The sequence below is a fragment of the Stenotrophomonas sp. SXG-1 genome (genome assembly GCF_014083965.1).
Taxonomy (GTDB): Bacteria; Pseudomonadota; Gammaproteobacteria; order Xanthomonadales; family Xanthomonadaceae; genus Stenotrophomonas; species Stenotrophomonas geniculata.
In genome coordinates this window covers 3,709,250-3,722,350 of sequence record NZ_CP046588.1, presented here as the reverse complement: position 1 = coordinate 3,722,350, position 13,101 = coordinate 3,709,250, and the positions used below count along the sequence as shown (strand labels likewise).

At 67.7% G+C, this 13,101-nt stretch carries 10 protein-coding genes; 3 read left to right on the top strand and 7 right to left on the bottom strand.

Annotated elements, in window-relative coordinates; genetic code table 11:
- Positions 1-99: 99 nt before the first annotated feature.
- Complete coding sequence (locus GOC52_RS16995; protein ID WP_191849972.1) at positions 100-1,230, top strand: efflux RND transporter periplasmic adaptor subunit; 1,131 nt, start codon at positions 100-102, stop codon at positions 1,228-1,230.
- Positions 1,231-1,234: 4 nt separating this feature from the next.
- A complete protein-coding gene (locus GOC52_RS16990; RefSeq protein ID WP_191849971.1) occupies positions 1,235-4,396 on the top strand; it encodes an efflux RND transporter permease subunit in 3,162 nt (1,053 codons plus the stop codon).
- 202 nt (positions 4,397-4,598) lie between these two features.
- On the opposite strand, the gene GOC52_RS16985 is transcribed toward GOC52_RS16990, so the two are convergent.
- Positions 4,599-5,504, bottom strand: coding sequence for a LysR family transcriptional regulator (locus GOC52_RS16985; RefSeq protein WP_053443487.1), 906 nt, complete (start codon positions 5,502-5,504; stop codon positions 4,599-4,601).
- Between the two features lie 118 nt (positions 5,505-5,622).
- Between GOC52_RS16985 and GOC52_RS16980 the strand changes: the two genes are divergently transcribed.
- On the top strand, positions 5,623-6,396 hold the full coding sequence (locus tag GOC52_RS16980; protein ID WP_053443486.1) for an SDR family oxidoreductase: 774 nt from the start codon (positions 5,623-5,625) through the stop codon (positions 6,394-6,396).
- A gap of 101 nt (positions 6,397-6,497) precedes the next feature.
- Here GOC52_RS16980 and leuB read toward each other — a convergent pair whose 3' ends face one another.
- Genes leuB through GOC52_RS16950 form a run of 6 tightly spaced genes read right to left on the bottom strand, consistent with a single transcriptional unit; the run spans position 6,498 to position 13,070 of the window.
- Positions 6,498-7,559 (bottom strand): 3-isopropylmalate dehydrogenase, encoded by a 1,062-nt coding sequence (leuB, locus tag GOC52_RS16975; RefSeq protein WP_053443485.1) that lies wholly within the window; start codon positions 7,557-7,559, stop codon positions 6,498-6,500.
- Complete coding sequence (leuD, locus tag GOC52_RS16970; protein ID WP_191849969.1) at positions 7,549-8,127, bottom strand: 3-isopropylmalate dehydratase small subunit; 579 nt, start codon at positions 8,125-8,127, stop codon at positions 7,549-7,551. Before leuD ends, leuB begins: the two co-directional genes overlap by 11 nt.
- Complete coding sequence (gene leuC / locus GOC52_RS16965) at positions 8,127-9,545, bottom strand: 3-isopropylmalate dehydratase large subunit (protein WP_049413322.1); 1,419 nt, start codon at positions 9,543-9,545, stop codon at positions 8,127-8,129. The genes leuD and leuC overlap by 1 nt, the downstream gene beginning before the upstream one ends.
- A 60-nt stretch (positions 9,546-9,605) precedes the next feature.
- Positions 9,606-10,385 (bottom strand): class I SAM-dependent methyltransferase, encoded by a 780-nt coding sequence (locus tag GOC52_RS16960; protein ID WP_191849967.1) that lies wholly within the window; start codon positions 10,383-10,385, stop codon positions 9,606-9,608.
- Between the two features lie 10 nt (positions 10,386-10,395).
- Positions 10,396-11,982 (bottom strand): 2-isopropylmalate synthase, encoded by a 1,587-nt coding sequence (locus GOC52_RS16955; RefSeq protein ID WP_019338809.1) that lies wholly within the window; start codon positions 11,980-11,982, stop codon positions 10,396-10,398.
- Positions 11,979-13,070, bottom strand: coding sequence for a threonine dehydratase (locus tag GOC52_RS16950; protein WP_191849965.1), 1,092 nt, complete (start codon positions 13,068-13,070; stop codon positions 11,979-11,981). The genes GOC52_RS16955 and GOC52_RS16950 overlap by 4 nt, the downstream gene beginning before the upstream one ends.
- Positions 13,071-13,101 lie beyond the last annotated feature (31 nt).

The window sequence follows — 13,101 nt, the reverse complement described above, 5'->3', positions numbered from 1 at the left end:
CGGTTCGATATTTATACTATACCGGCCGGTTTATTAAATTGGGCCGGCAGTCGCGGCTCTCCCCTTAGTTGCAACCCTGCGTTTTCAGGACGTTGACCGATGAAGATCGTGCGCTGGATGGGCGGTATGGTGTGGGTGGCTGCGCTGGCAGCCTGTTCGGGACAGGAACAGGCGCCACAGGCGGCCGTGCCGGTACTGGTGGTTCACCCCGGCGAACAGGCCGGACAGGCCCCGGCTGCGTTCCCGGGCACGGTACGTGCCCGCCAGGAAAGCCCGCTGTCGTTCCGCGTCGGCGGCAACCTGGTCAAGCGCCATGTCGATGCCGGGCAGCGGGTAAAGAAGGGCGACGTGCTGGCCGAGCTGGATGCAGCCGACTTCGCATTGCAGGCGCGCGCTTCGCAGGCGCAACTGGCCGCAGCTGAAGCCGATCTGGTGCGCGCCCGCGACGATCTCAATCGCTACCAGGTGCTGGCCGACCAGCAACTGGTCAGCCGTTCGCAGCTGGACCAGCAGTCCGCCGCCTTCAAAGCGGCGCAGGGCCAGGCCAACGCTGCCCGCGCCAACCTCGATATGCTGCGCAACCAGGCCGACTACGCGCAGCTGCGCGCACCGGCTGACGGCGTGATCGCCAGCCGCGAGGCCGAGGCCGGGCAGGTGGTGTCCGCCGGACAGACCATCTTCAACCTGGCCGCCGATGGTGGCCGCGAAGTGCTGATCGACCTGCCCGAAGCCACCATCCGCGACTACGCGGTCGGCCAGCCGGTCGAGGTGGAGTTGTGGAACCGCCCGGGGCAGCGCCTGCCGGGCACGATCCGCGAGATTGCTGCCGCCGCCGATCCGCAGGCGCGCACCTACGCGACGCGGGTCAGTCTGGCCGCCGATGCGCTGGCCGATGTCGAGCTGGGCCAGAGCGCGCGCGTCTACAGCAGCGCCGGCCGCCACGGCACCCTGCAGCTGCCGCTCGGCGCGCTGCAGCGCGGTGCCAACGGTGCCGCCAGCGTGTGGGTGGTCGATCCGGCCAACAGTACGCTGAAGGCCGCAGCGGTCACCACTGGGGCGTTTGGCAGCGAGACGGTTCCGGTACTGTCCGGCGTGAACGCGGGTGACTGGGTGGTTGCTGCCGGCGGACACCTGCTGCGCGCCGGCCAGCCGGTGATCGCGGTGGATCGTCAGAACCGCCCGGTGCTGAAGCCGGCTACGCCGGCGGCTGCCGCCAAGGCCAAGGAGTAAGCCGGTGCGCCGCTTCAATCTTTCCGAGTGGGCGCTGGCCAATCGTCCGCTGGTGTTGTTTGCGATGCTCGCCTTCGCCCTCATCGGCGCATGGTCGTACAAGCATCTGGGCCAGTCCGAAGACCCGCCGTTCACCTTCAAGGCGATGGTGGTGCGCACGCTATGGCCGGGCGCCACCGCCGAGCAGGTCTCGCGGCAGGTGACCGAGCCGATCGAGAAGGCGTTGATGAACACCGGCGAGTACGAGTTCATCCGCTCGTACTCGCGCCCGGGCGAATCGCAGGTCATCTTCATGGCCCGCGACAGCCTGCGTTCCAGGCAGATCCCCGACCTCTGGTACCAGGTGCGCAAACGCGTGGGCGACATCCGCCCGACGCTGCCGCGCGAAATCGTCGGCCCGTTCTTCAACGATGAGTTCGGCGATACCTACGGCAACATCTATGCGTTGACCGGCAAGGGCTTCGACTATGCGGTGATGCGTGATTACGCCGACCGCATCCAGCTGGAACTGCAGCGCGTGCCCGACGTCGGCAAGATCGACCTGGTCGGCCTGCAGGACGAGAAGGTGTGGATCGAGCTGTCCAACACTCGTCTGGCGACGCTGGGCGTGTCGATGCAGCAGGTACAGCAGGCGCTGGCCGACCAGAATGCGATCACCGGCACCAGCTTCTTCGAGACCGCCACCGACCGCGTGCAGCTGCGCGTGACCGGCCAGTTCAACGACATCGAAGCGATCCGCCAGTTCCCGATCCGTGCTGGTGAGCGTACGGTGCATCTGGGCGACATCGCCGAGATCAAGCGTGGCTTCGCCGATCCGGCGTCGCCGAAGATGCGCTTCATGGGTGAAGAGGCCATCGGCCTGGCGGTGGCGATGAAGGATGGCGGTGACATCCTCAAGCTCGGCGCCAACCTCGATGCCGAGTTCGAGCGCCTGCAGAAGACCCTGCCGGCGGGCATGCAGCTGCGCAAGGTGTCCGATCAGCCGCAGTCGGTGGAGGAGTCGGTCGGCGAGTTCGTGCAGGTGCTGACCGAGGCGGTGGTGATCGTGCTGCTGGTCAGCTTCTTCTCGCTGGGCCTGCGCACCGGCCTGGTGGTGGGCGTGACCATCCCGCTGGTGCTGGCGATGACGTTCTTCGTCATGCACTACTTCGACATCGGCCTGCACAAGATCTCGCTGGGTGCGCTGGTGCTGGCGCTGGGCCTGCTGGTGGACGATGCGATCATCGCGGTGGAGATGATGGCCACCAAGATGGAACAGGGTTACGACCGCCTGCGCGCGGCCAGTTTTGCCTGGGAATCAACTGCGTTCCCGATGCTGACCGGTACGCTGATCACGGCGGCCGGCTTCCTGCCGATCGCTACAGCGGCATCGAGCACCGGTGAGTACACCCGTTCGCTGTTCCAGGTGGTGACCATCGCGCTGGTGGTGTCGTGGATCGCGGCGGTGCTGTTCATCCCGTACCTGGGCGACAAGATGCTGCCGGACCTGTTCAATCCGCAGCCGCCGAGGCCGGGCAGCCTGTCCGCGCGCTGGCTGGCCAGGCGCCAGCAGTGGGCCGACCGCTACCCGGCGCTGGCCAACCTGATCGCGCCGCCGCAGCACGGGCATGACCATGATCCGTACCAGCGCCCGTTCTACCGCAGTTTCCGTCGCTTCCTCGATGGCTGCCTGCGTCACCGCTGGTGGGTGATCGCCGCGACCATCGCGCTGTTCGTGTTCTCGCTGATGATGTTCCGCTTCGTGCCGCAGCAGTTCTTCCCGGATTCGACCCGGCCGGAATTGATGGTGGACATCGAGCTGGCCGAGGGCGCGTCGCTGCGCTCGACCCAGGCCCAGGCCGAGAAGCTGGAGAAGCTGCTGTCCAGCCGCGAGGGCATTGCCAACTACGTCTCCTACGTGGGCACCGGTTCGCCGCGCTTCTACCTGCCGCTGGACCAGCAGCTGCCGGCCACCAACTTCGCCCAGTTCGTGGTGCTGGCCAAGGACATCAAATCGCGCGAAAGCACCCGCGACTGGCTGCTGCACGAAGTGATTCCGAAGTTCCCGGACGTGCAGATGCGCGTGACCCGCCTGGAGAACGGCCCGCCGGTCGGCTATCCGGTGCAGATGCGTATTTCCGGCGAGCACATCGAGAAGGTGCAGGCGATCGCGCGCCAGGTCGAAGCCAAGGTGCGTGAGAACCCACACGTGATGAACGTGAACCTGGACTGGAGCGAGCCGAGCAAGGTAGTGCGGCTGGTGATCGACCAGGAGCGCGCCCGCGCGCTGGGCGTGAGCAGTGCCCAGGTCAGCCAGTTCCTGTCCAGTTCGCTGGCTGGGCAGTCGGTGAGCGTGTACCGCGAAGGCAACCGCCAGATCGAGATGCTGCTGCGTGGCCCGGCCGATGAGCGCAACCAGCTGGAGCTGCTGTCCAGCCTGTCGATGCCGACCGCCAACGGCGGCAGCATCACGCTGTCGCAGGTGGCGACGATGGAGTATGGCTTTGAGGACGGCATCATCTGGCACCGCAACCGGTTGCCGACGGTGACCGTGCGTGCCGACATCAGCGACGGCATGCAGCCGCTGGACGTGGTGCACCAGATCCTGCCGACGCTGGACGGGATCCGCGCTGAACTGCCCAGTGGCTACCTGCTGGAGACCGGCGGTACGGTGGAGGATTCGGCCCGTGGCCAGAACTCGATCAAGGCCGGCATGCCGCTGTTCCTGGTGGTGGTGGCCACGCTGCTGATGCTGCAGCTGCGCAGCTTCTCGCGTGCAGCGATGGTGCTGGTGACCGCGCCGCTGGGCATCATCGGCGCGACCCTGTTCCTGCTGCTGTTCCGGGCGCCGTTCGGCTTCGTCGCGCTGCTGGGCACGATCGCACTGGCCGGCATGATCATGCGCAACTCGGTGATCCTGATCGACCAGATCCAGCAGGACATCGATGCCGGGCATGACCGCTGGCATTCGATCATCGATGCCACGGTGCGCCGTTTCCGCCCGATCGTGCTGACCGCGCTGGCGGCGGTGCTGGCGATGATTCCGCTGTCGCGCAGTGCGTTCTATGGCTCGATGGCGATTTCGATCATGGGTGGCCTGATCGTGGGCACGGTGCTGACCCTGGTGTTCCTGCCGGCGCTGTACGCGGCGTGGTTCCGGGTGAAGCCGGACGAATCCGGGGCATAACGCCCCGGGTTCTACGGCCACCGCCTCTGGTAGGTGCCAACCTTGGTTGGCACTGCGGCTTGCATCCACGCATGGCCCGGATTGATCTGCTCGCGGGATCTGCTTTCTGTAGAGCCGAGCCATGCTCGGCTGCTCTTCGCGCGATGACGGGATGAGTCGAGCATGGCTCGACGCTACAGAAGCATCTACGCATGGCGTGGAGCTACTGCAGCTGCAGGCCGCTCCGCAGCACCGGCAGCAGCCATTCGATGAACACCTGCACGCGCAGCGCACGGTGGTGCCGATGCGGTTGCAACAGAGTCACCGGCAACGGCTGCGCCACATACTGCGGCATCACTTCCACCAGTTCGCCGGATTGCAGTTCCGCCTGCACGTCGTAGCGCGGAATCTGCAGCAAGCCCAGCCCGGCTACGCAGCACGCGATCGACGCCTCGGCGCTGTTCACCCGCACCCAGCCGGGCATCGGCAGCGTGCGCAGCTGGCCGCCGTCCTGCCACTCCCACGGTTCCACCCGTGCCGTGGTCGGCGACGCATAGTTCACCGCGCGGTGCTGCTGCAGGTCGGCAGGATGCTGCGGTACACCATGCTCGCGCAGGTAGGCCGGCGCGGCGACGTTGACGAAGTCGAGTTGTCCCAGTGTGCGCGCCACCAGGCTGGAGTCACCCAGCTGACCGACCCGCAGCACCGCATCGCAACCGTCTTCGATCAGGTTCACCGCGCGGTCGGTCATGCCCAGGTCGACTTCCACCTGCGGATACTGCGCGAAGAACCCTGGCAGCGCCGGAGCGATGATGCGACGGCCGATGCGACTGGGCACGTCGATCTTCAGCAAACCGACCGGTTGCGCGTCGTCTTGCCGGAACAGCGATTCAGTGTCTTCGACTTCGGCGATCAGGCGCAGGCAGCGGGCATGGAACACGTCGCCATCATGGGTGGTGGACACCCGGCGGGTCGAGCGCTGCAGCAGGCGGGTGCCGAGCCGCTGCTCCAGCTCCGCAATGGCTGCCGAGACGGTGGAGCGGGGTAGGCCGAGCTGGTCGGCGGCGCGGGTGAAGCTGGCGCACTCCACCACCCGGGTGAAGATGCGGAAGCGATCGATCCGGTCCATTGTTCGCTGGCTCTGGAAAGTTAAGTCAATGTGGCGGGCTTTATCCGCATTTTCTGCACGATATCGTCGTCAGGGCAGGGTTGCCACCCCGGGCAGCCTCCTCCCCGAGACCGAAGCCATGACCGACCATTCCCTCAAGGGCAAGACCGTGCTGATCGCTGGTGGCGCCAAGAACCTGGGCGGCCTGATCGCCCGCGACTTCGCTGCACAGGGCGCCAAAGCCATCGTCATCCACTACAACAGCGCCGCCACCCAGGCCGATGCAGAGGCGACCGTCGCCGCCGTGCAGGCCGCCGGCAGCAAGGCGGTGGCCCTGCAGGGGGACCTGACCTCGGCGGCAGCGATGGAGCGCTTGTTCGCCGATGCCGCGGCCGCAGTCGGCCGTCCCGACATCGCCATCAATACGGTCGGCAAGGTATTGAAGAAACCGCTGCTGGACATCAGCGAAGCGGAGTACGACGAGATGAGCGCGGTCAACGCCAAGGCGGCGTTCTTCTTCCTCAAGGAAGCCGGCCGCCACGTCAACGACGGTGGTCGCATCTGCACCCTGGTCACCTCATTGCTGGGTGCCTACACGCCGTTCTATTCCAGCTACGCCGGTACCAAGGCGCCAGTCGAGCACTTCACCCGCGCGGCGTCGAAGGAGTTCGGTGAACGCGGCATTTCGGTGACCGCGATCGGCCCTGGTCCGATGGACACGCCGTTCTTCTACCCGGCAGAGAGTGCCGACGCGCAGGCGTACCACAAGACCGCGGCGGCGCTGTCCGCATTCACCCGCACCGGCCTGACCGATATCACCGATATCGTGCCGTGGATCCGCTTCCTGGTCACCGATGGCTGGTGGATGACCGGGCAGACCATCCTGGTCAATGGTGGGTACACCACCAAGTAAGGCAGCCACGCATGGCGTGGATCTACAGTAGAGCCACCCCATGGGTGGCTGCGCACAATGACCAAAGGGAGAGGCGCCACGCATGGAGTGGCGCCATCGGATCAGTTGAGTTTGGCCAGCACCGCATCCGTGGCGGCGGCGGTACTCACGGCCTGGCCCTTGGCGGCCAGGTCGGCAGTGAACACCCCATCATCCAGCACCGCATGCACGGCCGCTTCCACCGCGGCGGCTTCGGCTTCCAGGCCCAGCGAATGGCGCAACAGCATCGCCGCGCTGAAGATCGTTGCGTACGGATTGGCGATGCCCTTGCCGGCGATGTCCGGGGCCGAACCGTGGATGGGCTCGTAGATGCCCACCGCGCCCGGTTCACCCAGCGAGGCCGACGGCAGCAGGCCCAGCGAACCGGCCAGCATCGAGGCTTCATCGGTGAGGATGTCCCCGAACATGTTCTCGGTCACGATCACGTCGTACTCGCGCGGCTTGGCCAGCAGGTGCATGGCCATCGAATCGACCAGCTGGTGCTCCAGGGCAACGTCCGGGAACTCCTCGCGGCCGATGCGCGCGGCGACGTCACGCCACAGGCGCGAGGTTTCCAGCACATTGGCCTTGTCCACCGAGGTGACCTTGCCGCGACGCTGCTGCGCCAGGCGGAAGGCACTGCGCAGCACGCGTTCGATCTCGGCCACGGTGTAGCGGCACAGGTCGCTGGCGCTGTCGGCGTCGCGGGTCTTGTCGCCGAAGTAGATGCCACCGGTCAGCTCGCGCACCACCACGAAGTCCACGCCCTGCAGCAGCTCGGCCTTGATCGGCGAGGCATGCAGCGCGGCTTCGTGGGTGCGCACCGGGCGCAGGTTGGCGTACAGGCCCAGCGCCTTGCGGATCGCCAGCAGGCCCTGCTCGGGGCGCACCTTGGCGTTCGGGTCGGACCACTTCGGGCCGCCAACCGCGCCCAGCAGCACGGCGTTGGCGGCCTGGCAGGCAGTCAACGTGGAGGCGGGCAGCGGTTCGCCATGACGGTCGATGGCGATGCCGCCGATGTCGTGCTCGCTGAAGGTGAAGGTGTGGTTGAAGCGTCCGGCGACGGCCTTCAGGACGGCCACTGCCGCGGCGGCCACTTCCGGGCCGATGCCATCACCGGGCAGGACAACAATCTCAGCGTGCATGCTCACTCTCGTAACGTTCGATTTCAGGGACACGGCCCAACAGATACCCCAACTGGTCGACGCCTTCCAGCAGGCAGGTCTGCGAGAAGCCATCCAGCGGGAAGGAATAGACGCGGCCATCGGGCGTGTGCAGTTCGCGCGCAGCCACGTCGATGGTCAGCTCATCGTCCGGGCGCTGCATCAGCGCCTGCACGTCGGCCTCGTCCAGCACGATCGGCAGCAGGCCGTTCTTCAGCGAGTTGCCGCGGAAGATATCTGCGATCTCGCTGCTGACGATGGCACGCAGGCCCAGGTCGGTCAGTGCCCACGGCGCATGCTCGCGCGAGGAACCGCAGCCGAAGTTGCGGCCCGCCAGCAGGATGCCGCGGCCGGCATTGTGCGGCTGGTTGAAGGCGAAGTCAGCCACCGGCGAACCGTCGGCCTGCCAGCGCCAGTCATTGAAGGCGTTGCGGCCCAGGCCGGCACGTTCGGTGGTGGACAGGAACCGCGCCGGGATGATCTGGTCGGTGTCGATGTTGGTCTGGCGCAGCACCACGCTGGCCGAGGTCAGGGTACGGAAACCGGCCATCACGCCACCTCCTGTGCGAACAGTTCGCGGGTATCGGCAACGTGCCCGTTCACAGCGGCCCACGCCGCGCTCATCGGCGACGCCAGCAGCGTGCGCGAACCGGGGCCCTGGCGGCCTTCGAAATTGCGGTTGCTGGTGCTCACGGCCAGCTGGCCGGGTGCGACCAGATCGCCGTTCATGGCGATGCACATCGAGCAGCCCGGCTCGCGCCACTCGGCACCGGCCGCGCGCACGATTTCGTGGATGCCTTCGGCCTCGGCCTCGCGCTTGACGATCTCCGAGCCCGGCACCACCAGCATGCGCACGCGGTCAGCGACGCGGCGGCCGCGCAGGACCTGCGCGACTTCGCGCATGTCGCTCAGGCGGCCATTGGTGCACGAACCGACGAACACCACGTCCACCGGCGTACCGGCCAGCGCCTTGCCCGCCTGGAAGTGCATGTAGTCCAGGCCCTTCTGTGCGGCGGCATCGTTGGCCGCCGGAATCGGCGCGTCCACTGCGATGGCCGTGCCCGGATGGGTGCCCCAGGTCAGGGTCGGGCGGATGTCGGCGGCGTGGATGTGCACTTCGCTGTCGAAGCGTGCGCCGTCATCGCTGCGCAGCTGCTGCCAGCGCGCCACGGCAGCGTCGAAGTCGGCGCCCTTGGGGCCGCGCGGCGTGCGGGCGACGAAGTCGAAGGTGACCTGGTCCGGCGCCACCATGCCGGCACGCGCGCCGGCTTCGATCGACATGTTGCACAGGGTCATGCGCTGTTCCATGTCCATCGCTTCGATGGTGCTGCCACGGAACTCGATGACGTGGCCGGTGCCACCGTTGACGCCGATCACGCCGATGATGTGCAGCACCACGTCCTTGGCACCGACGCCTGGCGCCAATGGGCCATCAACGGTGATGGCAAAGGTCTTGGCCTTGCGCTGCAGCAGGCACTGCGTGGCCAGCACGTGGCCGACTTCGCTGGTGCCGATGCCGAAGGCCAGCGAACCGAACGCACCATGGGTGGAGGTGTGACTATCGCCGCAGACGATGGTCATGCCCGGCTGGGTGAAGCCCTGTTCCGGCGCGATCACGTGGACGATGCCGCGGTTGTCCGAGGCCATGTCGAACAGCTCGATGCCATGCTCGGCGCAGTTGCGCGCCAGCGTGGCGACCTGTGCCTCGGAGGCGGCGCTGGCATAGGGCAGCGTGCCGTCAGCGGCGGCCGGCAGGGTCGGCGTGGAGTGGTCCATCGTCGCCTTGGTGCGGTCCGGGCGGCGCGGCGACAAGCCGCGCTCGCGCAGCTCGGTGAACGCCTGCGGCGAGGTCACCTCGTGGATCAGGTGCAGGTCGATGTACAGCACGGCGGGCGCGCTGTCGGATTCGGGAACCACCACGTGGGCGTCCCACAGTTTGTCGTACAGGGTGCGGGGTGCGGAAGTCATGCGTATGCCTGGCAGAAGTACGAAATAGCGAACATCAGTAAAGAAAGCGGAACGGTCAAGTCAGCGACGGCGGGCGAGCACGCGCAGCCGCACGTAGTCCGCCAGCGCCTGGCCGGCGGCATTGCGCGGCAGCTCGGCCAGCAGCGCGGTGGCGGCCTCGCGCACCGTAGCGCGTGCCTCGGCTGGCAGGTCGTCCAGCAGCGGCGCGGCGAAGACGCGCAGCCAGCCGGCCACGCCGGTCGGCAATGCCGTTGGGTGCGGCGTGCACTCGATCAGCTGCACCTGGAAGCCATGCTGGCGCAGGCGGTCGGCGTAGGCATCGGCCGTCGGGAAGTACCACTGGAAGGCGCTGGCGCCATGGCCGTGCGCCACGCGTGCGGCCTGCACGGCCGCGATGATCGTGGCCACGTTGCCATGGCCGCCAAACTCGGCGACGAAGCGGCCACCGGGGCGCAGCGCGCGGCGTACGCCTTCCAGCACGCGGTCCGGGGTGCCCATCCAATGCAGTGCCGCGTTGCTGAACACGGCATCGAACTCGCTGTCGAACGACAGTGCGTGGCCGTCCATCACCTGGGCATCGACACCGCGCGCGCGGGCGGCGATCACCAGTTCCGGCGAGGCATCCACGCCGTGGATGCGTGCGCCGCTCAGGGCCAGTTCGGTGCTGAGCACGCCATCGCCACAGCCCAGGTCGAGGATGCGCTCACCGGCGCGCGGGTCGAGTAGGCGCGAGACCGCGCCGCCGAGCAGCGGGACGAAGCCGGCGTCGATCGCATAGTCCTGGGCGTTCCACTGCTGGCCAGCGGCGCTGGCCGGGGTGAAGGTGTCGAAGGCGCTCATGGCGGGTTCCTCAGGCGGTGGCAGGGGTGGGAACGTCGGTGCTGTTGTGGGCGGTGGCCTGGCGCTGGCGCAGCAGGCGGTTGGCCACATCCAGCCAGGCCAGCGCGGAGGCTTCGATGATGTCCTTGCTGGTGCCGGTGCCGTCGTACTCCACGCCTTCGTGGCGCACGCTCAGGTTGGCCTCACCGCGCGCATCGGCGCCGATGCCGACGCTGTGCACGTGGTAGCTGTCCAGCATCAGCTGCACGCCGGTGGCGGCCGACAGCGCGCCGAACAGCGCATCGACCGGGCCATCGCCCTGCGCGGTCTCGGCCACGCGGTTGCCGTCCGGGTCGGACAGTTCGACCAGCGCGTTGGCGCGGCTGCCGACATCGCTGATGGTCATCGAGGCCAGGCGGTAGCCCTGCGCGTTGGAGCCGCCCTGCATCAACGTCTGCAGGTCGGCATCGGTGACCACGCGCTGCTGTTCGCACAGGCCTTTGAACTGCTCGAACACCAGCTTCAGCTCGTCCTCGTCCAGCCAGAAGCCCAGTGCACGCAGGCGCGCTTCGACGGCGGCGCGGCCACTGTGGCGGCCCAGCACCATCTGCGAGTCCTCCCAACCCACGTCTTCCGGGCGCATGATTTCGTAGGTGCCGCGATGGCGCAGCATGCCGTGCTGGTGGATGCCCGATTCGTGGGCGAAGGCATTGGCGCCGACGATGGCCTTGTTGCGCTGTACCGGCATGCCGACCAGGCGCTGCAGCAGCTGCGAGGTGCCGACGATGCGCGGGGTGTTGATCGAACTGTCCTGCTCGTAGAAGGCCTGGCGCACCTTCAGCACCATGGCGATCTCTTCCAGCGAACAGTTACCGGCGCGCTCGCCGATGCCGTTGACGGTGCACTCGACCTGGCGCGCGCCGCCTTCGATGGCGGCCAGCGAGTTGGCCACGGCCAGGCCCAGATCATTGTGGCAGTGCGCGCTGAAGATCACATTGGCGGCGTTCGGAACGTCGGCGACGCCGGCGATGACCTGCTGGAACATCGCGCGGATTTCTTCCGGCGTGGTGAAGCCGACGGTGTCGGGCAGGTTGATGGTGGTGGCGCCGGCGGCGATCGCTACGCGCGAGACCTCGATCAGGTAATCCAGCTCGGTACGGGTGGCATCCTCGGCCGAGAATTCGACATCGTCGATGTAGGAACGCGCCAGCGCAACGTGCTTGCGTACCGACTCCAGTACCTGCTCGCGGGTCATGCGCAGCTTGTGTTCGCGGTGCAGCGGGCTGGTCGACAGGAACACGTGCAGGCGCGGGTTGGCCGCGGCTTCCAGTGCACGTGCCGAGGTCTCGATATCGGCCTGCAGGCAGCGCGACAGCACCGCCAGGCTCAGGCTCGGTCGGCGCAGTTCGCGGCCGATCAGTGCCATCGCCTCGCGGTCGGACTGCGAGCTGGCCGGGAAGCCGGTTTCGATGATGTCCACACCCAGTTCGTCCAGCGCACGCGCCATCACCAGCTTCTGCGGCGGGCTCATGCTGCAGCCGGGGGACTGCTCGCCGTCACGCAGGGTGGTGTCGAAGATGCGGATGCGCGGGGTGGTAATTCGTTCGATGGTGGTCACAGGGAAATCTCCTCGACAGCGGGTGCGACGGCTTGCAGGGGGGAAGGGGAAGAGGTGGGGGAAGCGGTGGCGCTGGCCTTGCCGGGCGAGCGCGGTGTTTCGCTGCGCCGTCGCCGCGGTTTGCGTGGCGGGCGCGGACGGATGTCGGTGAGCAGGCCGGCCAGGACACCGGCATCGATGTTCCCGCCGGACACCACCGCGCACTTGCGGCGGCCGGCAACGCGGCGGCCGGCGGCCAGCGCCAGCGCACCGGCGCCCTCGGCGATGATGTGTTCTTCCAGCGCCAGCCGCACCAGGGTCTCGCGCAGCTCGGCCTCGCGCACGATCACCACGTCGTCCAGCAGCGAGGTGCACAGGCGGCGGGTCAGGAAGCCGGGGATCTTCACCCGCACGCCATCGGCCAGCGAGGCGACGGGGGCGATCTCACGGACATCGCCACGGATCGCGCGCGCCATCGAGTCAACGCCTTCCACCTGTGCACCAACCACGCGCACGCCCTGTGATTTCAGTGCCAGTGCAACGCCGGAGGCCAGGCCACCGCCGCCGATCGGCACGATCACCACGTCCGGCGCGTGCGCGGCCAGCTCGATGCCGACCGTACCCTGGCCGGCAATCACATCGGCATCGTCGAACGCGGACAGGAAGCGGTAGCCATGGCGCTGTGCCAGTTCGACCGCGAAGGCGTAGGCCTCGTCGTAACTGTTGCCATGCTGACGCACGGTGGCGCCCCAGTGGGCAACACCGGCGATCTTGGTGGCCGGTGCGCCGTGCGGCATCACCGTGATGGCCGGTACGTCCAGACGGTAGGCGGCCCAGGCCACGCCTTGGGCGTGGTTGCCGGCCGAGGCGCAGATCACCGGACGGGTGTCGCCGCGTTCGCGGCCGGCCAGCAGAGCGTTCAAGGCGCCGCGCACCTTGTAGGAACCGGTGCGCTGCAGGTTCTCCAGCTTCAGCCAGGTGCCGAAGCGCTCGGCATAGTGCAGCGGGGTGGGCGGCAGGAAGCGGCGCAGGCGGGCCTGCGCTGCCAGAACGTCGGCAACGCTTACGTCGCCGACATCGCTTTCCTGGCTGGCATCAGCGGCCGGCATGGGCCACCAGCGCGGTGCCGAAGACCGCCGC